Genomic DNA, 19,444 nt, shown 5'->3' with positions numbered 1-19,444 from the left:
TTGCTGATCTTACTCGTGGCTGCGGATCAGGGAGCAAAATGGCTGTCATATCTGTATCTGAAAGGACAACCATCGGTTTCGCTGATTCCCGGCGTACTTGAACTTCATTATCTCTATCCGGAAAACAGGGGAATTGCGTTTGGAATGTTTCAGGGAAGTGTACTCTTTTTTGCCATTGTGAGTGTACTGTTTCTGGGAGTGATCCTCTATGCATGGATCCGTATTCCGAAAGAGCGGTTTTATCTGCCGTTGCTCACCATTGCTACAGTACTTGCAGCTGGTGCACTGGGAAATTTTATTGATCGTTTTTTCAGAGGGTATGTGATCGATTTTATCTATTTCTCCCTGATCGATTTTCCGGTATTTAATCTTGCGGATGTTTATGTGGTTGTAAGTGGAATTTTTCTGATCCTGTTTGTATGCACGAAATACAGAGATGATGATTTTGCGTTTCTGAATATCAAACAGTGATCCGGGCAGAGAGATATATAATGCATTTGTCTGTTCTTGTAGGAGATATAAATGGAAATATATGATTATATAGTAGAAAAAGAAGAATCAGGTATACGAATCGACCGCTATCTTGCTGAGAAAGACAGCGGTCTTTCCAGGTCTTTCCTTCAGAAACTTCTGAAAGAAGGACAGATTACCGTGGGAGAGAAGGCTGCCAAATCTAATTATAAGGTCCGTGAAAATGACAGGATCCATCTGGAGATCCCGGATTCCAGTGAGCCGGATATCGTTCCGGAGGATATTCCGCTGGATATTCTTTACGAGGATGAAGATGTACTGATCGTTAATAAGCCCAAAGGGATGGTTGTACATCCTGCAGCCGGGCATTATCAGGGAACACTGGTCAATGCAGTTATGGCACATTGTGGTGACAGCCTTTCCGGTATTAACGGAGTGATGCGGCCTGGAATTGTCCACAGAATTGATAAGGATACCACCGGGGCACTGTTGGTATGCAAAAATGATATTGCTCACCGGGATCTGGCAGAACAGCTGAAATGTCACAGTATCCGCAGACGCTACCGGGCAGTTGTGCAGGGAAATCTGAAAGAGGATGTGGGAACAATAGAGGGACCTATTGGACGGCATCCGACAGATCGTAAAAAAATGGCCATCAATCATAAAAATGGTAAAGATGCAATAACACATTACAAAGTGCTGGAACGTTTTGGCGAGGCCACGTATGTGGAATGTCGTCTTGAAACAGGACGTACCCACCAGATCCGTGTGCACATGGCCAGTATCGGACATCCGCTTCTTGGGGACACGGTGTATGGTTCATCCAGAAATCCCTATCATCTGGAGGGACAGGCACTTCATGCAATGATCCTTGGATTTATTCATCCACGTACCGGGGAATATATGGAATTTACAGCCCCACTTCCGGAATATTTTGTTAAATTGCTGACAAAATTGCGAAAATAGCTGGAAAACTTGTGGAATATAGTGTATAATAACTATATTAAAGAGGAAGCGGAGTTAATATTTGCAAATTCGCTGAATCTGAGCAGAAAGGATGTGGCTGTTATGAGTAACAATACAACAAGTTCTATTATTACTATCGGTCGTAAATATGGCAGCGCCGGAAGACAGATCGGCCAGGAAGTTGCTAAATATTTTGGAATCAAATGCTATGATAAAGAGCTGCTGGAGCACGCAGCCAATGACAGTGGGATCTGCAAGGAGCTGTTTGAGCATCATGATGAGAAGCCAACAAACAGTTTTCTTTATTCTCTTGTAATGGATACTTATTCATTTGGGTATTCCTCAGCAGGATTTACAGACATGCCTATGAACCATAAGATTTTTCTTGCACAGTTTGAGGCAATCAAGAAGCTGGCTTCAGAAGGTCCTTGTGTAATGGTCGGCAGATGTGCGGATTATGCACTTGCAGATAATCCGGATTGTTTCAGTGTATTTGTTCATGCAAACCTTGACTGGCGTATCAACCGTATTGCTCAGAAATACAATAAAAATGCCAAAGAGGCCAAGGACATGATCAACAAAACAGACAAAAGCCGTTCCAGCTACTATAATTATTATACCAACAAGAAATGGGGATCTGCGGACAGCTATAATCTTTGTCTGGATAGCAGCAAGCTTGGCATTGATGGAACTGCGAAGGCAATTATCGAAGCCATTCACATTTATGATAGCCTGAAAAAATAAACATCAGATTTTTAGGCACCCTGCCATTTTATGGCGGGGTGTTTTCTGTATCAGCGCGATACCCTGAAGTCGGAATTTATCTTTGCAGGTTATTGGAAAATAATGTTTATGTTTTTTTTAGACACAAACCAGAGATGCTATGTTATAATCACCTGGTGGAGGAAATTACTATGAAAATTCGTTGGAACCATCGTTATGTGCAGTTAGGTGTGACTGCATTTCTGGTTATTGCTGCCAGTATTTTATTTTATTATGGGATTTTCCATATGAAATCTCTGATCACCGGAATTAAAACATTTTTCGGTATTATGGCGCCGATCATTTACGGAGCTGCCATAGCATATCTGCTAACCCCCATTGTTAATTTTCTGGAGCGGAAGATCATTTTTCCGATTTTTGAAAAAAGGAATAAAGCACTTCAGAAAAAGGGGAGGAAAGTAGTACGCTGGATCTGTGTGATCCTTTCTGTATTTCTTATGTTTCTGGTCATTTATGCCCTTGTCATGATGATCCTTCCTCAATTGATTCGAAGCATCATGAATATTATCTACAGTTTTCCTCATTACGTAAGTGTAGTGGAAAACTGGTTAAATTCCGTCGTGGAAAAGGGATGGAAACTGAATCCGGATATGATCAGCCAGATCAATCAGTATTCCAGCAGATTACAGGAGTATCTGACAAATACGATCCTTCCCCAGATGCAGTTTATGATGAAAAATATATCCGCAAGCTTTCTGGATCTTCTTGTTTTTCTGAAGAATTTCCTTATTGGAGCGATCGTATCTCTTTATATACTGGCGGATAAAGAGGGATTTGTTGCCAAGGCAAAAATGGCTGTTTATGCAGTTCTTCCAACCAAATGGGCAACCTTTCTTGTTCATTCCATGCGTTTTACGCATAAAACCTTTGGTGGATTTATCAGCGGAAAGATCCTGGATTCCGCAATTATCGGTGTATTGTGTTATGTTGGAACATCGATCATCGGAACCCCATATGCGATTCTGGTCAGTGTGATCGTCGGTGTTACAAATGTTATTCCGTTTTTCGGGCCATATTTGGGAGCAGTTCCGTGTTTTCTTCTTATTTTGCTGGTAGATCCCATTCAGAGCTTGTATTTCCTGATCTTTATTCTGATCCTTCAGCAGTTTGACGGAAATATCCTTGGACCAAAGATCCTGGGTGAGTCGACCGGATTGTCCAGCTTTATGGTTATTGTTGCAATCATGGTCGGTGGTGGTTTATTTGGAGTTCCGGGAATGATCGTTGGAGTTCCGGTATTTGCTGTGCTGAATGCTGCTGTATGGAAGCTGATCGGACGTAGTCTTGATGAAAAAGATATGTCTGCAGATGCTGAGTTTTATAGAGATATTGATTGTGTAGACCCCGTTTCCGGAAAGGTCCTGCCAATGCCAGTGAAAAAATCCGTATCAAAAGCACAGGAAGTTACAGTAAAAGCGGAAAAAAACAGAATCTGGTCCGGGGCTTGGGATGAAATTAAACGAATGTTTACATTTTTAGTTAAATTTATTCAGGCGAAATATATAGGCTTTCGATTGAAGCAGAAAAACAGACGGAGACGGAGGAAGAACAGGTTATGAAATTTGTAATTCAGCGTGTAAATCATGCAGAAGTCAAAGTAGACGGAGAAATTGTCGGAAAAATCGGAAAAGGGTTTCTTGTTCTGATCGGCGTTGGCCGTGAGGACACCAAAGAGGATGCAGACTGGTATCTGAAAAAGCTTCTGGGACTTCGTATTTTTGAGGATGAAAATGGAAAGACCAATTTGTCCCTGGCGGATGTAAACGGGGAATTGCTTTTGGTTTCACAGTTTACCTTATATGCAAACTGCCGTAAGGGAAACCGTCCAAGCTTTATAGAAGCCGGTGCACCGGATGAAGCAAATAAATTATATGAATATATTATTTCGGAAGCCAGTAAACAGGTTCCGGTTGTAGAACATGGAATTTTTGGTGCAGATATGAAAGTATCTTTGGAAAATGACGGACCGTTTACCGTTATTTTTGATGAAAGCCTCAGAGGGTAACGACAAATAATAATAAAAAGTGCTTCCATAAGGAGGCACTTTATTTACTTGAAAATTTATCAAAAACAGGCAATTTTGCAGGAAGTAGCTGTTTATACTACCTATCTATTTGAAAAACTCGGGTTTGTCGTATAGATATAGATGAGTGTAAAAACACTTCTTTTAACAGGTGTTTCAGGTGTTTCAGGTATTTCCTGCAAATTATGTAAAATTTATATATTAAGGAGTTTTTATGGATAACAAAATTACTTACCACGAACAAAATGACATTGACAATACTTTAAAACTCCGTGAGGTTTTAAAAACGCTTCCGCCATTTTGCAGGGATTATTTCCGGGCTATTGATGCAACGACTACAACCAAGACCAGAATTTCCTATGCATATGACATTCGTATATTTTTTCAGTTTTTACTGGAGCAAAATCCAATGTTCAAAGACAAAACCATGTCGGATTTCACAGTTGATGTTCTGGATCAGGTCAAGGCTGTTGATCTTGAGGAATATGAAGAATTTCTCAAAGTTTATAAATCCGCGGACTCTTCCAAAACGGAAACAAATGGTGAACGTGGCGTCAAACGTAAAATTTCTGCTTTAAGAAGTTTTTATGCTTACTATTATAAACATGAAATGATCACCACCAACCCGTCTGTTCTGATCGATGTGCCCAAGATCCATGATAAGAATATTATTCGTCTGGATACAGATGAGGTTGCCATGCTGCTGGATTATATTGAGCATTGCGGAGATACGCTGACCGGGCAGAAACGGATGTACCATGAAAAAACGAAGGACAGAGATCTTGCTATTGTTACTCTCCTTCTTGGTACCGGGATCCGAGTATCGGAATGTGTCGGACTGGATGTTGAGGATGTAGACTTCAAAAACAATGGAATCAAAGTTACCCGAAAAGGCGGAAATGAAATGGTTGTATACTTTGGTCCTGAAGTAGAAAAAGCATTGAAGAAATATCTGGAAGTCAGGGAGAATATTACGCCTCTGGCAGGCCATGAACACGCTCTCTTCTATTCTACCCAACGCCGCCGGATCGGTGTTCAGGCTATCGAGAATCTGGTTAAAAAATATGCCAGGGAGATCACAACTACAAAAAAGATCACCCCGCATAAGCTTCGCAGCACCTATGGTACTGCCCTGTACCAGGAAACCGGTGATATTTACCTTGTAGCGGATGTTTTGGGTCATAAGGATGTCAATACTACTAAGAAGCATTATGCGGCTCTGGATGATGCTAGACGGCGTCAGGCGGCCAAGGCGGTACGTCTTCGCGAGGACTGATGAATAATGGGACTGCGGAGCAACTGATTCGTTTGACATGCATTGCATATAAATATAGAGACAGTTAGTTCACATAATATAAATTATGTAAATCAACTGCCTCTATATATTTAATCAGATCAAGAAAATCTCAAATTCCCTGTAGGGTTCAAAAAACCTTAAGCAGTGATTATGGACATCTGTATTATATCCATGACCCAAAATCAAAATCCGTACTTAACTTATTTATCAAAATCTGTCTCGAATACACCCTCCGGAGTACGCATGGTAAGAACACCCAGATTAAATTCACTGTCCATAATTGAGATATGATATTCAAAGATCACATCATCATCAAATTTGGAAAGCAGCACATAGCTTCCATTCTCTTTCCCATCAATCTGATCGCAGATGTCGTCGTAAACTTCCTCTCCGGAAATCTTTCGCGGGTATCCGCTTGCCTTGATCTTCTCTTCGATCGCTTTATATAATTCTTCCATACCTTATCCATATCCTTTCTGAAATTAATTGGCTGATAAACCAGATATGTTTTTATCATACCAGATTTATCAGCAAAAATCAGCAAATATTTGGTTGTTTCTGATAAAGTTTCAGATAGGAGTACAGTTATATAATATAAAACTGTGTAGCCGAAGAATTTATTTTTTCTCGTAAAGGAATTCTTCCGGCAGAGTTACTTTGAAATCCTTTGCAAGGGCGCGGAAGTTATTCGGTGTGATAGTCTGCAGCTTTTGTGGAGCCATGGATAAGATCTTAACCAGGATCTCTGCGGATTTTTCAACGGTATGAAGAAGTCCGAAGGTCAGGTCAAAATCCTCGCCTGAGCAGAACATACCATGATGCGCCCAGATAACAACATCATATTTTTTCATCAGTTCAGCGGTTTTGATCGCGATTTCTCTTCCACCTGGAACCATCCATCCGATGACACCTACACCATCCGGGAATACTACCGGACACTCAGTTGCGGATTCCCAGAGTTCACGGGTAAATACCTTGTCATCCAGGGGAAGAACGAAGGTAAGTGCAATGGTATTGGTGGTATGTGCATGGTAAATAACACGATGTTTACCGTTGGTAAGTTTTTTCTTTACTTCATGGTTCATCAGATGAGTTGGAAGCTCACTGGTCGGACGACCGCCTTCCACAAGACCCCAGCGGATACGGTAGTTGGTTCCTGTTTCGTCAAGCTCAATGATCGCAAGACATACTTCCGGGTCAACGATGATATTACGGAAATATTTACCGCTTCCTGTTACCAGGAAAAACTCTCCGGCAAGTCCCGGAACCTCAACACCGATGGGGGTCCATTCTCCGGGGGCGTTCAGTCGTGGGCGGATCATTTCCACTTCTTCTGCTTTCAGACGATAGCTTAAGTTTCCGCCGTTTCTTTCATGCCACCCCTGCTTATATCCATCATCTGCCATTTTGATAAAGCCCTGTACGAATTTAGATTCAAGAATTTTCATAATATATTTCCTCCGTGTTTAAATGTGGTTTATTGTTGGGTTTGCGATTGCTTCAATATGCTTTCTTGTTGTTTGTGACTTTATTATATGCCCGATTGTGTGGATTTGTAAAGGGCTTTTTTGAAAAAATATCAATAAATCCACATGTAAAATGCAAAAAATCTTGTAAACATTCAATAAACCACATAAAAATAAACATAAAGCAACAAAAATCACGAGTGGTCAATAGTAATGACATGTACATTGAATGTGGTTTGGTGTTGCTTTGTGATGTGGGATTTATAGTATGATAGATAAACTTGGAACGCCGAAGAATTGTAAGAAAAGAAAAAACAGGAACATTTCCGTATTCTGTACCTTAGATACTCACACGAAAATATTCCTGCTGGTTTAAAAAAGATTTTTATTTAATTTTTTCGGAAGCATACTGAGATAAGAAGTCTGTACAGTGTCCGACATGTGATATCCCAATATGGCAAGCAGATCTTCCATTTTGGATAAAATTTCTTTCCGCTCACTTTCCTGCTCTGCGATCACCTCAAGCTCCAGAAAGTCTCCAAGTCCCTCTACCTGATCCAGACAGGCGGTAAATCTGCCACATTTCATATACTTTCGCGTTTTCATGACAGACGCTACCGGAGAAAAATCCAAATGGATGAGAATATTTTTAAGCACTTCTGCATCGGATACTTCTGTTTCCAGTTCCATTCGGGACATGGAGATTTTATCCAGTTTGGGCCCCTTAAAATTAATCTGAGTCTTAGAAATACCGGATCTGCAGTCTGTGCTTGTTCGGATACGCAGTGCTTCATCACGTTTTTTTACATCATGATAGACACTGTTAAAATAGGTATCTTCTTCCTGGATCTGTGCTGTCTCCTGAAATCCCTGATCTGTCAGAAATTTCAGGGTTTCCTTAAGATTCTTTAATGGAAGCTTGATCTCAATTTCAAACTGGGCCATGTGATTACTTCAGAATTTCTGCTTTTTTGTTCAGAAGTGCTTCGCAGGCTGCACATGCTGGGCAGTCACAGTATTTTGCACCGGAAGCTTTGATCTCCTCAGCATGAGCCAGGATCTTTTTTGCGTCATCTGCGCCAAATACCTGTGCACCCATGTCAGAACCTGCAAAAGAGATCAGTCCGTCGATGGGCATGATATCTGCTTCCAGCTCTTTTACGTAAGCAGTTGCCGCATCTGCTTCTTTCTCAGTTCCTGCCGCATCCAGATAATTCTGTGCCGCTTCTTTTACTTCTTTGCATGCAGATGGTGCCTGAAGAAGATCCTGTGTTAATTCTTTAATTGTTTTTGCCATGATAATTTCTCCCTTCTGATCATAGCACTCCCAGAAATTACTGCATCAAGTTCAGCTGTGCAGAACATGAATGGTTGGAAGTGCTATAATAACAGATAAAATCTGCCTGTTATGTATTGATAACAATATCATACCACAACCCTGGATTATTTGCAGAAAATATTGAGACGTTTTTTATAAAGGCATGCAGGAACATCCGATTCCCAGTCCGTCTGGGCCAATATGGCAGGAAAGTCCAAGGGAAAGATCATCACACATCACATCCATTCCCGGAAAGCTTTCCCGGATCTGTGAGATCCAGTCCGCGGTAACTTCCGCAGTGCTGCTGGAGGCAGCCATAAGATATACTTTTCCGGCATCATATTCTTTTTTGAAAGTTGTTTCCAATTCTCTGTGCATAGCATCGATCATGGCTTTTCTTGATTTTTTCATGCCTCTGCATTTCTGGAAAACATCCAGTTTACCGGTTCCAAATTTCATAACCGGTTTGATATTGAGAAGATTTGCGGCCAGTGCTGTAGTGGTATTGATACGGCCTCCCTTTTTCAGATATTCCAGTGTGCTTAATCCGACATAGATCACGGTTTTTTCACGGGAAGCTTCCAGAATATCCTTGATCTGCGGTGCTGTATATCCATCTTCCACCAGGTCTATCGCATCCAGAATGGAACGGTGAAGGGGGGTGGAAACACGCCCGTTATCTACCACAAATACTTTGTTTTCGTATTTGGGTTCCTGAGACAAGGCGGCAGCAGTCATGCAGGAACCGCTTAAACTACTGCTCAACGGAATGTAGAGGATCTGATCATAAGATAAAAGCATTTCGTCCCACATTTCCATAACTTCCTGTGGGGAAGGCTGTGAAGTTGAAACATCTGCTCCTTCACGCAGCTTCTCATAAAATCCTGTTCTGGAAAAATCCAGGTCTTCATGAAACAGTTCTCCATTCAGATAAAAAGGCATGGGAAGGACATGAATATCCAGTTCCTCTGCTTCTTGTTTTAAAATGCCACTGTGGCTGTCAGCCATGATTCCAATTTTTTTCATTTTCCATTTATCTCCTGCGTAATTTATGAATGTGTTTCGCAACGCGGTTCTTTTTTATAAAGAGCTACACTTTCCCGGAAACGTTTTTTGTTCAGCTCCCGCATCTGGGAAACCTCGTTTTTCTTTACGAAACCATGACTTTCCATAAAGGTTCTTTGATCCAGCTGGTCCATATATATGGAATAATCCGTATCCTTCTCTGTTGAAATCTGTTTGAGAAGCCCGGTACCGATTCCGTTTCTGCGGTAATCTTTGCTTACATAAAGAAAGAGGATATTTCCGGGAGTCGGTTTCTCCGGGGAAACAGTCAATTGTTTTTTCATATCCTGAAGTTTGTTAAAATGCTCCAGATTCTTCCGGCCTTCCTTAGTAAACTTCAGGCGCAGGAAATGATAGCCTTTTTTCAAACGGAAAACCGGGGCAAAATGGCCATGAGATTCTTTACCGGTAATGAGCACCCCAACTACCTGATCACGGTAGGTTGCCACGGTAACGCTATCTCTGTATATCATATAGGTGTAAAAGAAAAGTCTGGTCAGACGTTTTTCGGTATGTGTTTCCTCAAACTCCCAGCGGTCTTTATAATTTCTTCGGATAAATTCCCGGATTATTGAAAAATCTTCCTTTTCTGCTTTCCGGTAGGCAGGTGCTTTTTTTAATAACATAGTCCATATCTCCTGTATTTTTTCATAAATAACTATCCTATACTTTAAAAGATGATCTGCAACTTAACATCAACTGTTTCTCAACAATTGTTGAAGTTTATGAAAAAGTCTATATAAATAAAAAACAACGGAAGAACCTTATGAAAAATAAGGTGTCCGCTGTTTTTTGGTTTTATGGATATGTGTAAAATATTTGTTTTACAGTATAACAGTAAAACGACAGCCGCTTCCGGGAATATTTTCCACGGAAACGGTTCCCTTACACAGGTTCAGGATCTGTTTTACAAGGGCAAGTCCAAGACCGTTTCCCTCCTGTTTATGGGAACTGTCGCCCTGGTAAAATTTGTCAAAGATATGTTTCATGGAGTATTCACTGATTTGGGGACCTTCGTTTTCTATAGAAAAACGGATCTTTTCTCCTTCCGGCATCATCCGGATATAGATCGTACCACCACAGGGACTGAATTTGATAGCATTGGAAAGCAGATTGTCCCATACATGACAGATGAGATTTTCGTTTCCAAGATACTCCACATCCATCATGTCCACATCAAATTCAATTTCTTTTTCTGACCATTTCGGTTCCATCATAACAATGGATTGTCGGATCTGCTCATCCAGACGGTACCAGTTCTGACGGGTCTGGATCGACTGGTGTTCGATCTTGGACAGCAACAGGATATTTCCTGCCAGGTGGGAAAGCCTTCTGGTGTTAAAAAGGATTTTGCTGATGTACTGCTCCTGCTCTTCTGATATAGGCATGTCATCATCCTGCAGCAGAGTTGCATAACCCTCAATAGCACTGATGGGAGTTTTGAATTCGTGGGAAACATTGGAAACAAAGTCTGTCTGCAGAATCTCCGTTGCTTCCAGTTCCTGGACCATCAGGTTGAAATTAGAATAAATATCCCGGATTTCCTTCATTTGCTTTTCCGTTTCCAGTCGGACGGAAAAATCGCCTTCAGCAACCTGTTGCATGGCTTTTTTCAGCTTTAGTACAGGACCGAAATACCGGATACTGAGAAAGTTGTTAAGGACACCCCCTGCGGTCACGCTGGCCAGGATGATCCATACGATGTTCGGAACAGCTGAAATATGCAGTACATCCATAACAAGCCAGGATATCAGAGATACACAGACAAGCTCCAACATGATCATAAAGATAAAACGTAAACGAATGCTTAAATTTATGAAGAGTTTCTTTTTCATGCCTTTACCACCTTATATCCAACTCCACGGATCGTCACGATCTTAAAATCCGGATTATCGCGAAAGCGTTCCCGAAGCCTTCCAATGTGGACATCTACTGTGTGGGCATCGCTTGCGGAATCATATCCCCAGATATCATCCATAAGCTGTTGCCGGGTAAAGATTTTTCCCGGAAAAGAAACCATCTTATATAAGAGCATGAATTCTTTCTGAGGAAGTACCATACTTTCCGAGGAGGTGGAGACCGTCAGGGAATCGCACTCCAAAATGGTATCTCCGATTCGCTGTTTCCGCTCATTGATCATCTGTGCTCTGCGGAGAAGTGCACCTACCCGCAAAACCAGTTCATTGATATTGACCGGTTTCACCATATAATCATCGGTACCGGACAGAAATCCCATACGCATATCATCAAAAGCATCTTTGGCAGTGACCATAAGTACAGGAATGGAATCTCCGGCATCTCTGAGTGAGCGGACCAGTTCATAGCCATCCATGTTGGGCATCATTATGTCCGAAATGATCAGATCGTAATAATCTTTTTCCAGGGCATCCAGCGCTTCCTGCCCGTCAGAGACCCCTTTTACTGTATAACCGTTTTTTAAGAGGACATGCCGGAAAAGCTGGCGGAGTTCCAGGTCATCTTCCGCAATGAGAATTTTAAACATTTTTACATCCCTATTCCTTGATCTTTTCAATGTCCATGTTTTCAGGCAGGATACAGCTTAAAACAATGGATATGATAAATACAACAGCAACTACATTTTACGCAAAAACGGACTGTATGATCGACGGGAAAATATCCCAGATCCCGCTCTCACTTGCTGTGGTGAATCCGATTCCGACAGCAAGAGAAAGAGATAGGCGGCAGCAGTCCGATGTGAAACAAACTACTATTATAAGAAAAATTACGGAATAATCATAACATAGATTCGTTGTGGAAACCAGACGGATTTTGATGAATAAATGTAATAATAGATGAATTAGGTCATATTATGAATATTTATACACGAAAAAAAGAAATACCCTCTTGCATTTTCGAAACTTTTACTGTAGAATTATTAACCAGGTAAACACAAATGTATGCCATACCCGAACACTGATTACAAAGATGTAACCAATCTTAACTGTATCAGTGTTTTTTAATATACAATGGGGAAACGAGGAAAAAGATTATGGAAAAAAAGCATGAAATGATGAGTCTGGAGGACTCCGAACAGCTGAAAGGCAGAATGAAATTCTTTGAAAAGGAACTGGTAGAGAATCATCACATCGATCCCAACCTTTATGTGGAATACGATGTAAAAAGAGGACTTCGTGATTCCGCAGGTAAAGGTGTTCTCACAGGTCTTACTGAGATTTCCGATGTTACCGGCTATAAGCTGGTCAATGGCAGACGTATTCCTGCAGACGGTGCATTGTATTACCGGGGAATCGATGTGCAGGATATCGTAAACGGACTGAAGGACAGACGTTTTGGTTTTGAGGAGACGATCTATCTTCTGATTTTCGGTAAGCTTCCCAGCAAGGAAGAGCTTTCCAGATTTCTTGAGCTTCTTTCTGACATGGAGGATCTGGGAGGACGTTTTGTCCGTGACGTTGTCATGAAGGGAACCAATGCCAATATTATGAATGCTATGGAGCGCTGCGTACTTGCTCTCTATACATATGATGATAACCCGGAAGATATTTCTGTGGAGAATGTACTCCGCCAGTCTCTGGAACTGATCGCTAAGCTTCCTGAAATCGCGGTTTACTCCTATCACGCATACCGTCATTTCCGTAAAGACGAGACACTTTTTATCCGCAATCCGCAGAAGGGGCTTTCACTTGCCGAGAATATCCTTCTGATGCTTCGTCCGGATGGCAATTATACAGAGCTTGAGGCCAAGGTCCTTGATATCGCACTTGTACTTCATGCAGAGCACGGCGGTGGTAATAACTCTACTTTTACCACACATGTAGTAACATCTTCCGGAACAGACAGCTACTCTTCTACCTCTGCATCCATCGGTTCACTGAAGGGACCGCGTCATGGTGGTGCCAACCTGAAGGTCCAGAACATGTTTACAGATCTGAAGGCCAATGTAAAGGACTGGGAAAGTGATGAGGAGATCACAGCATATCTGCAGAAAATACTGAATAAAGAAGCATTTGATCATGCAGGTCTGATCTATGGTATGGGACATGCAGTTTATACACTCTCCGATCCGCGAGAAGTGATCCTGAAACGTTTTGCACAGGCTCTTGCAGAGGAAAAAGGAATGATAGATGAATTTAAGCTCTATGATAAGGTTGAGGGTATTGCCGGAAAACTGGTCATGGAACACAGAAAGCTGTTCAAAAATGTTTGCGCAAATGTTGACTTCTACAGTGGCTTCGTTTACTCAATGCTTGGTATTCCGGAAGAACTTTTTACTCCGATCTTTGCCATCGCACGTATGCCTGGCTGGAGTGCACATCGTCTGGAAGAGCTGATCAGTGCCAATAAGATCATCCGTCCTGCTTATAAGTATGTGGGGCATCATGCAGATTTTGTACCTTTTGATGAGAGATAATAAACAGAATGATAAAAGCAGTGGGGATTTCTGACCTATTTAAGTTGGAAATCTCTGCTGTTTTTTTGTTCTCCTAAATTACAGAAAAACAGAATCATAACTATACATAATATATATTATGTAAAATAAATATCTGTTTTCACAAAAAAACAAGGCTCACCGCATAAGATATGATCGGATTGCCTTGTTTTTTATGGAATCTTACTTTATTATTCCTTTCCTATCGGAAGCTCTTCAGCCAGTTTACAAGAGAATCATGCCAGATGTTGTCGTATACGGTCTTTTTCATCTGGTCATCTACGGGTCCGTTTCCTGCCATTTTTGCAAGGATAGCAGCCTGAAGTTCGCCTACTGTCATTTCTTCTGGTGCTTTGTGCGGATTTGGCGCAGTGACCGTTTCCGTTTCCTGTGTATTGGAGGATTCTGCTTCAGGAGTTGACGGAATATCCGCTGCGTTTGCTGTATTGTCAGAAGCTTTATCTGTATTTTCAGCGTTTGAAGCTTCTTTTTCCGGGGCAGCTTCTGTTACAGTGCTGTTTTCAGCCGCCTGCTCCTCTTCTGCCTCAGATGCAGCGTTTTCGTTCTCTTTTGCTACGGCAGTTTCCAGAACATTAGTCTGAACCGGCTTATATTCCGGCATATCTCCTGCAGGAAGCCAGATCTCACCGCTGTTTGCTGCAACACGGACACGGATCCGTCCGCCCTGTGCGGAAACCTTCTGACCTGTGAGGGCACCTACGTATTCCGGAGCACTTCCTGTTGGAAGGTTCATCTCTGAATCACTGTCATCATTATTCACAGTAACGATCACTCGTATGCCTTCCAGATCTCTTGCAAAGGCAAACTGACGGTTTGTAAGAGCCAGTTCTGCGTAGGAACCATAGCTTAATGCAGGAGTTCCCTGGCGGACCTTTCCGAGGGCTGCGATCAGTGCAGTACATGGGTTCTTTGTTGCAGCATCCGCATAATCGTTAAGATCAAGTGCCGGACGTAAGCTGGCATCGGAAAATTTTTCTTTTTTTCCGTCAATACCAAATTCTGAGCCGTAATAAATGCTTGGAACGCCAGGTAAAGTATAAAGAAGTACATGTACAGGAGCAAAATGTGCTTTGTTCTGCAATTTGGTATGAATTCGCTCTACGTCATGGTTGTCCACGAAATTGTAGAGGTCCAGATCTCCCATATTCTGAAGATATTTTACTGTATGAGCAATTTCAAAATAGTTGTGGTCATTATGTCCGCTGTAAAGTGCCTTGTGAAGGGCATAGTTGGTTACACTGTGAAGAGTCTGTCCGTTTACCCAGCGGCTGTAATCTCCGTGAATGACCTCTCCCATAAGCCAGAAGTCTTTCTTAACCTCATCTGCGGTATGACGTAGAATACGCATGAAATCAAAATCCAGAACATCAGCGGCATCCAGGCGGATTCCATCAATATCAAATTCGGAAACCCAGAAACGGATCACATCACAGATATAGTTCTGTACTTCCGGATTGCGCTGGTTCAGCTTTACAAGAAGATTGTATCCACCCCAGTTTTCATAGGAAAAACCGTCATTATATTCGGTATTTCCGCCGAAATTTACATTGCAGTACCAGTTAACGTAAGGGGAATGCTCACGGTTTTTCTGGATATCCTTAAAAGCGAAGAAATCACGGCCTGTATGGTTAAATACACCATCAAAGATCACGCGGATGCCTTTTTCATGGCAGGCTTTTACAAAATTGGTGAGATCTTTATTGGTTCCAAGACGGGAATCCAGTTTTTTGTAATCGGTTGTCTCATAGCCATGTCCGACACTTTCAAAAAGCGGCCCTATATATAAGGCAGTACATCCGATCTCTTTGATGTGGTCAATCCACGGCAGCAGTGTGTTCAGTCGATGTACAGGAGTTCCGTAATCATTTTCTTTTGGAGCGCCTGTAAGTCCAAGTGGATAAATATGGTAGAAGATTGCTTCGTTGTACCAGCTCATAATATTACACCTCTGTTCTAAAAATTTGCAATTTCCTGATAATTAGAGAAATTACACAAATATCTTCTCTATAATACCAGATTCCTATAATATAATCCAGAATAAATCAGCCAGTTTTTCAGCGAAAAATCCGGCATATTGCTAATTGCCGGATCTTACCTGATGGACATATGTTTATTCGTCAAATTCTGCAGTAACTATAAAGCCGCGTGGCGTATGCTCAATGCTTTTGATGATCCCCTCTTTGGATCTGATGCGGTCTGCGTTTCTGTAGCAGCCAGACATGGCTACTGCAGGCTCAATGATATAGCTGTAGTTTGTGGCAGAGAGAAATTCGGAGATCTTTACTTTATCTCCCACCTGTATCAGCCCCTGTCTTTCCATTTTAAATTTTTCTTCTCGCATAAACATGCCTTCTTTCTGTATAAATACGCAATGTGAATATATCTGTAAATACAATTAATTACATGTTTAAGATCTTTAAGAACCGGATGGGATCCGTACCAGAAGCTTCTGTCCGTCTTTTTCTACTGCTGTAAGAACGGGAATATGTTTTTTTCGCAGAGCATGAACGATGGGATACAGGGAAAACATGGCATTATCTGCAAAAACTGCTTCCGGTTTGTAGCGGAGGATTTCTTTAATCCTGTCTTTTATAAAGCTTTTCCATTCTGTCTTTTCCATGGAGAGTTCTCCGTAGATTCCGTTCAGAGTCAGCTCCGGTAATTGGGGAACCGGCAGATGTACGATCCTGGCAGAAGAAAGATCCGGAAGCTTTTGAAGCAGCATGTCTGTTTCTTTATTTCCGCCAAGGCTTACGATCACAGCTTCTTCATGGAAGGCGGCAAGACTGCTCCTGCAGGCAAGAACAGAATCCTCAAGGGTTCCGCAGGTCATGAGAAATCCTCCTTTATGACAAAAGGCTGCACTTTTAAGACCGGTTACCAAAGATAACTCTTCGCCTTCCAGGCCAAGCCAGGAAGAAGGAAAACTGCATTTGTAATTCATGGAATATTCTTTTTTCTGTGGCTGGATACAGTAACCGCCCCGGTTGGACGGAAAGATCACAAAAGCAATGTTAGTTTCCGAAAGGCGTTTTTGGCAGGGAATAAATTCCGGAAGTATAAGGATATTGGTATTTTCTGCCGGGGTATCGCCCGAAGCCAGGGAAGCAGCATGTTCTGTAAGAACTTCTTCCACCCGTCTGTCTGCACGTTCATTTCCAAGGTAACGCTCGAATTTATTTTCCAGGATCATACCTGCCACACTGACTGCCTGGAAAAAGGCTTCGTCATTGCTGCTTTTGGAATCCCATCCCGGATTAAAATTGCCGATCAGTGTGGCAAGTTCATTTTTTTCACCGGTATTATCATTGATATCCAGAGGCTGGACAAAGGATTCATCGAATTTTAGTGCCAGCTCCTCACCTAGGATTTCCGGTCCAAGCTTCTCCCAGAGAAGGCCGAAGGCCGCATATGGGACGCCATTATCGCGGATACGGCTGTCTTTCTGATGATGATCATACTGTCCTCTGCCAATATCAAAAACAAGACCTTCATAGTTTTCAGGAACCTGGTTTCCACGTGTGATGGTGATCTCGGGATTCAGATATAAAAGCAGAGCGGCAGAAAAAACATCGTCTGCGTGAAATTTCCCGCTGTGGGTGAATGCGGATGCATTTTTTTGTTTGATTTTTTCCAGTAAATGATTCATATGAAACGCTCCTGTGTGTTTATTCTGCTCTTCAGTATACCACAGAAATGAAGAATAAACAAAGTTTCCTACAGTTAAAAAGGGATCCGTCCTGAGGACAGATCCCTTTAAAAATTTACGTTCTTTTATGCTTTATGTACAAAATAGGACGTTCATATTCAATTTTATTATAATGCGCAGATAATTTTATCCTGATATGCTTCCGGAACTTCTTCTTTATCCAGAGACATACTGATAATAAAGGAAACTTTGAAGGTCTCACCGATGGCACTTAACTGATCCAGTGTTTCGGTTGCATCCTTTCCTTCAAGCTTGGCTGTTGTAAGGAAGCTGTCCAGATATACCTGCTCCAGATCATGATCCTGAGAGAGGATACCACAGATAAATCCTACAAACTCGTCCGCATTTTTAACCGGAAATCCGGAAACATCGATAAGGCGGACCTTGTTGTTCAGCTCATACATGTGCTTGGTGCTCTTGTCTAAGTAAACAATACTGCCGTTGGCGTCCTTAACAGCTCCGTTTACTTTGTCTAATAGTACTTTTGTTTTTCCTTTGCCTTTCTTTCCTACGATCAGTTCAACCATCCTGTTTTCCTCCTTAGACACATATAATAATTTTGAATAAAATTGCTATTGATATGCTTCAAATTATAGTGCATTGTGAATAAAATTGCAAGGGCTTTTTGAAAAAAACTGGTAATTTTAATCAAGCCTTACTGCTCTCTTTCATTTTCCATTTGTGCTTTTGCTTTCCTTCCGATCCGGGCAGTGCTGTTCATGATACTGGCCCGGGTAACCTTGTCGTTTCCGTACTTCAGACGGATGGAATCCAGTGCTGCATCCAGTTTCTGCTGGCGTTCCTTCTTGTGAGTATTCTCAAAAAAGGACAGCTGTTCAAAGGAATCATCCGTAAGACCGGTCAGTGATACTCCCAGGAGCCGGAGTGGCTGTCTCATCCAGGACTCCTGAAAGAGGTTTTGGGCATTTCTGTAAATCTCTTCTGTGATATCGGTGGCATTTGGCAGTTTAGTCTGATGAGATTTGTTTCGAAAATCCAGGGTACGGAAGGTTACAGAAATGCAGGTGCATTTTTTCTTTTTGCGGCGCATGCGGGCGGCCAGAATATCGCATTGTTCCAGCAGGATCGGAAGTGCCTGCTCCAGTGAGACCAGATCATCGTTAAATGTAGTTTCCAGACTGAATCCTTTTGCTTCATCAGTTTTTGCTTTCACAGGGGAGTCATCAAGGCCACGGGCATACTGATATAACTGCTGTCCTGCTTTTTCACCGAGAAGTGCCTGTATCTTTGCTTTTTTTTCATGAGCCAGATCGCCTATGGTTCTGATCCCTGCGTCCTGCAGTTTTTTTTCAGAGGATCTGCCAAGAAAAAGAAGCTCTCTCACTGGAAGAGGCCACATTTTTACAGGGATTTCTTCCGGAAATAAAGTATGCACCTTATCTGGCTTTTCGAAATCAGAGGCCATTTTTGCAAGAAGTTTATTGGTGGAGATGCCGATATTTACGGTAAAGCCGAGTTCTGTACGGATCTTATCCTTCAGCTCATGGGCAGTTGCCACTGGATCCGGGTAAATATAGGAGGTTCCGGTCATATCCAGAAAAACCTCATCAATGGAAAAGGATTCCATTACCGGTGCATAGGACCCACAGATTTTTTTGAAGGCTCTGGAACATTTATCGTATAATTCAAAGTCAGATGGAACGGCCACAAGATTCGGACATTTGCGAAAAGCCATAGCCATAGGCTCTCCTGTCTGGATTCCGTATTTTTTTGCAGGAATGGACTTGGCGACAACGATGCCGGTACGTTTACTGGGGTCTCCGCCAATACAGGAAGGGATGTCTCTCAGATCCGGAAGTCCCATCTTTACTCTTTTTGCTGCTTCCCAGGAAAGAAAAGCACTGTTTACATCAACATGAAAAATCAATCGTTCCATATAGGGTTCTTCTTTCA

General features: G+C 41.9%; 20 protein-coding genes and 1 pseudogene. 7 read left to right on the top strand and 14 right to left on the bottom strand.

Translation table 11 applies throughout. The features are described from left to right. From lspA to EAI83_RS01395, 6 genes are all read left to right on the top strand, one after another. The gene (lspA, locus tag EAI83_RS01420; RefSeq protein WP_242872557.1) at positions 1-471 is read left to right on the top strand and encodes a signal peptidase II; all 471 of its coding nucleotides are present in this window, start codon (positions 1-3) and stop codon (positions 469-471) included. Between the two features lie 51 nt (positions 472-522). Then, positions 523-1,437: an RluA family pseudouridine synthase gene (locus tag EAI83_RS01415; protein ID WP_114001609.1), complete on the top strand. Its 915-nt coding sequence runs from the start codon at positions 523-525 to the stop codon at positions 1,435-1,437. Between the two features lie 102 nt (positions 1,438-1,539). Continuing rightward, complete coding sequence (locus EAI83_RS01410; protein ID WP_022427272.1) at positions 1,540-2,181, top strand: cytidylate kinase-like family protein; 642 nt, start codon at positions 1,540-1,542, stop codon at positions 2,179-2,181. A 170-nt stretch (positions 2,182-2,351) separates the two neighbouring features. Beyond that, positions 2,352-3,779: an AI-2E family transporter gene (locus tag EAI83_RS01405; RefSeq protein ID WP_044961815.1), complete on the top strand. Its 1,428-nt coding sequence runs from the start codon at positions 2,352-2,354 to the stop codon at positions 3,777-3,779. Then, positions 3,776-4,225, top strand: a complete 450-nt coding sequence (gene dtd / locus EAI83_RS01400; RefSeq protein ID WP_114001611.1) for a D-aminoacyl-tRNA deacylase — start codon at positions 3,776-3,778, stop codon at positions 4,223-4,225. The genes EAI83_RS01405 and dtd overlap by 4 nt, the downstream gene beginning before the upstream one ends. Before the next feature lie 232 nt (positions 4,226-4,457). Continuing rightward, positions 4,458-5,519 carry a tyrosine-type recombinase/integrase gene (locus EAI83_RS01395; protein WP_022427274.1) on the top strand — a complete coding sequence of 354 codons (1,062 nt, stop codon included), beginning with the start codon at positions 4,458-4,460 and terminating at the stop codon, positions 5,517-5,519. 221 nt (positions 5,520-5,740) lie between these two features. On the opposite strand, the gene EAI83_RS01390 is transcribed toward EAI83_RS01395, so the two are convergent. From EAI83_RS01390 to EAI83_RS17810, 9 genes and pseudogenes are all read right to left on the bottom strand, one after another. Further along, on the bottom strand, positions 5,741-5,998 hold the full coding sequence (locus EAI83_RS01390) for a hypothetical protein (protein WP_092070005.1): 258 nt from the start codon (positions 5,996-5,998) through the stop codon (positions 5,741-5,743). A 159-nt stretch (positions 5,999-6,157) separates the two neighbouring features. Continuing rightward, the gene (gene rhaD, locus EAI83_RS01385; RefSeq protein WP_129974502.1) at positions 6,158-6,988 is read right to left on the bottom strand and encodes a rhamnulose-1-phosphate aldolase; all 831 of its coding nucleotides are present in this window, start codon (positions 6,986-6,988) and stop codon (positions 6,158-6,160) included. A gap of 390 nt (positions 6,989-7,378) precedes the next feature. After that, positions 7,379-7,951, bottom strand: coding sequence for a class IV adenylate cyclase (gene cyaB / locus EAI83_RS01380; protein WP_021652052.1), 573 nt, complete (start codon positions 7,949-7,951; stop codon positions 7,379-7,381). Between the two features lie 4 nt (positions 7,952-7,955). Further along, positions 7,956-8,303, bottom strand: a complete 348-nt coding sequence (locus EAI83_RS01375) for a hypothetical protein (RefSeq protein WP_015525145.1) — start codon at positions 8,301-8,303, stop codon at positions 7,956-7,958. A 174-nt stretch (positions 8,304-8,477) separates the two neighbouring features. Beyond that, on the bottom strand, positions 8,478-9,350 hold the full coding sequence (locus EAI83_RS01370) for a DegV family protein (protein WP_092070011.1): 873 nt from the start codon (positions 9,348-9,350) through the stop codon (positions 8,478-8,480). Between the two features lie 23 nt (positions 9,351-9,373). After that, positions 9,374-10,015 (bottom strand): GNAT family N-acetyltransferase, encoded by a 642-nt coding sequence (locus tag EAI83_RS01365; protein ID WP_059085858.1) that lies wholly within the window; start codon positions 10,013-10,015, stop codon positions 9,374-9,376. Between the two features lie 198 nt (positions 10,016-10,213). After that, on the bottom strand, positions 10,214-11,224 hold the full coding sequence (locus tag EAI83_RS01360; RefSeq protein WP_059085857.1) for a HAMP domain-containing sensor histidine kinase: 1,011 nt from the start codon (positions 11,222-11,224) through the stop codon (positions 10,214-10,216). Continuing rightward, on the bottom strand, positions 11,221-11,892 hold the full coding sequence (locus EAI83_RS01355) for a response regulator transcription factor (protein ID WP_059085856.1): 672 nt from the start codon (positions 11,890-11,892) through the stop codon (positions 11,221-11,223). Before EAI83_RS01355 ends, EAI83_RS01360 begins: the two co-directional genes overlap by 4 nt. A 10-nt stretch (positions 11,893-11,902) precedes the next feature. Continuing rightward, positions 11,903-12,088, bottom strand: a pseudogene (locus EAI83_RS17810) (purine permease); the annotation flags it as partial. A 311-nt stretch (positions 12,089-12,399) separates the two neighbouring features. On the opposite strand from EAI83_RS17810, the gene EAI83_RS01345 reads away from it, so the two are divergent. Further along, complete coding sequence (locus EAI83_RS01345; RefSeq protein ID WP_022427281.1) at positions 12,400-13,782, top strand: citrate/2-methylcitrate synthase; 1,383 nt, start codon at positions 12,400-12,402, stop codon at positions 13,780-13,782. A 220-nt stretch (positions 13,783-14,002) separates the two neighbouring features. Here the strand turns inward: EAI83_RS01345 and EAI83_RS01340 are convergent, their stop codons facing one another. The 5 genes from EAI83_RS01340 to EAI83_RS01320 form a co-directional block, all read right to left on the bottom strand. After that, positions 14,003-15,757: an alpha-amylase family glycosyl hydrolase gene (locus EAI83_RS01340; RefSeq protein ID WP_129974501.1), complete on the bottom strand. Its 1,755-nt coding sequence runs from the start codon at positions 15,755-15,757 to the stop codon at positions 14,003-14,005. A gap of 174 nt (positions 15,758-15,931) precedes the next feature. Then, on the bottom strand, positions 15,932-16,162 hold the full coding sequence (locus EAI83_RS01335) for a hypothetical protein (protein ID WP_015525138.1): 231 nt from the start codon (positions 16,160-16,162) through the stop codon (positions 15,932-15,934). Between the two features lie 75 nt (positions 16,163-16,237). Further along, positions 16,238-17,470, bottom strand: a complete 1,233-nt coding sequence (locus EAI83_RS01330; RefSeq protein ID WP_114001617.1) for an MYG1 family protein — start codon at positions 17,468-17,470, stop codon at positions 16,238-16,240. Between the two features lie 167 nt (positions 17,471-17,637). Next, positions 17,638-18,057 (bottom strand): hypothetical protein, encoded by a 420-nt coding sequence (locus tag EAI83_RS01325; RefSeq protein WP_021652042.1) that lies wholly within the window; start codon positions 18,055-18,057, stop codon positions 17,638-17,640. A 128-nt stretch (positions 18,058-18,185) separates the two neighbouring features. Further along, positions 18,186-19,427 carry a DNA polymerase Y family protein gene (locus tag EAI83_RS01320; protein ID WP_129974500.1) on the bottom strand — a complete coding sequence of 414 codons (1,242 nt, stop codon included), beginning with the start codon at positions 19,425-19,427 and terminating at the stop codon, positions 18,186-18,188. Positions 19,428-19,444: the final 17 nt, after the last annotated feature.

Source organism: Blautia sp. aa_0143, from assembly GCF_004167315.1.
Taxonomy (GTDB): Bacteria; Bacillota; Clostridia; order Lachnospirales; family Lachnospiraceae; genus Blautia_A; species Blautia_A fusiformis.
Note: the sequence above shows the minus strand (reverse complement) of the source record. Positions and strands in the feature narration are given on the sequence as shown.

Bases quoted from the DNA above. Each gene is read 5' to 3' on its own strand.
- EAI83_RS01345 (WP_022427281.1), top strand. From the start codon at position 12,400: ATGGAAAAAAAGCATGAAATGATGAGTCTGGAGGACTCCGAACAGCTG.
- EAI83_RS01405 (WP_044961815.1), top strand. From the start codon at position 2,352: ATGAAAATTCGTTGGAACCATCGTTATGTGCAGTTAGGTGTGACTGCA.
- EAI83_RS01340 (WP_129974501.1), bottom strand. From the start codon at position 15,757: ATGAGCTGGTACAACGAAGCAATCTTCTACCATATTTATCCACTTGGA.
- EAI83_RS01355 (WP_059085856.1), bottom strand. From the start codon at position 11,892: ATGTTTAAAATTCTCATTGCGGAAGATGACCTGGAACTCCGCCAGCTT.
- rhaD (WP_129974502.1), bottom strand. From the start codon at position 6,988: ATGAAAATTCTTGAATCTAAATTCGTACAGGGCTTTATCAAAATGGCA.
- EAI83_RS01320 (WP_129974500.1), bottom strand. From the start codon at position 19,427: ATGGAACGATTGATTTTTCATGTTGATGTAAACAGTGCTTTTCTTTCC.
- EAI83_RS01415 (WP_114001609.1), top strand. From the start codon at position 523: ATGGAAATATATGATTATATAGTAGAAAAAGAAGAATCAGGTATACGA.
- EAI83_RS01375 (WP_015525145.1), bottom strand. From the start codon at position 8,303: ATGGCAAAAACAATTAAAGAATTAACACAGGATCTTCTTCAGGCACCA.
- dtd (WP_114001611.1), top strand. From the start codon at position 3,776: ATGAAATTTGTAATTCAGCGTGTAAATCATGCAGAAGTCAAAGTAGAC.
- EAI83_RS01370 (WP_092070011.1), bottom strand. From the start codon at position 9,350: ATGAAAAAAATTGGAATCATGGCTGACAGCCACAGTGGCATTTTAAAA.
- cyaB (WP_021652052.1), bottom strand. From the start codon at position 7,951: ATGGCCCAGTTTGAAATTGAGATCAAGCTTCCATTAAAGAATCTTAAG.
- EAI83_RS01360 (WP_059085857.1), bottom strand. From the start codon at position 11,224: ATGAAAAAGAAACTCTTCATAAATTTAAGCATTCGTTTACGTTTTATC.
- EAI83_RS01330 (WP_114001617.1), bottom strand. From the start codon at position 17,470: ATGAATCATTTACTGGAAAAAATCAAACAAAAAAATGCATCCGCATTC.
- EAI83_RS01365 (WP_059085858.1), bottom strand. From the start codon at position 10,015: ATGTTATTAAAAAAAGCACCTGCCTACCGGAAAGCAGAAAAGGAAGAT.
- EAI83_RS01335 (WP_015525138.1), bottom strand. From the start codon at position 16,162: ATGCGAGAAGAAAAATTTAAAATGGAAAGACAGGGGCTGATACAGGTG.
- EAI83_RS01390 (WP_092070005.1), bottom strand. From the start codon at position 5,998: ATGGAAGAATTATATAAAGCGATCGAAGAGAAGATCAAGGCAAGCGGA.
- EAI83_RS01410 (WP_022427272.1), top strand. From the start codon at position 1,540: ATGAGTAACAATACAACAAGTTCTATTATTACTATCGGTCGTAAATAT.
- EAI83_RS01325 (WP_021652042.1), bottom strand. From the start codon at position 18,057: ATGGTTGAACTGATCGTAGGAAAGAAAGGCAAAGGAAAAACAAAAGTA.
- EAI83_RS01395 (WP_022427274.1), top strand. From the start codon at position 4,458: ATGGATAACAAAATTACTTACCACGAACAAAATGACATTGACAATACT.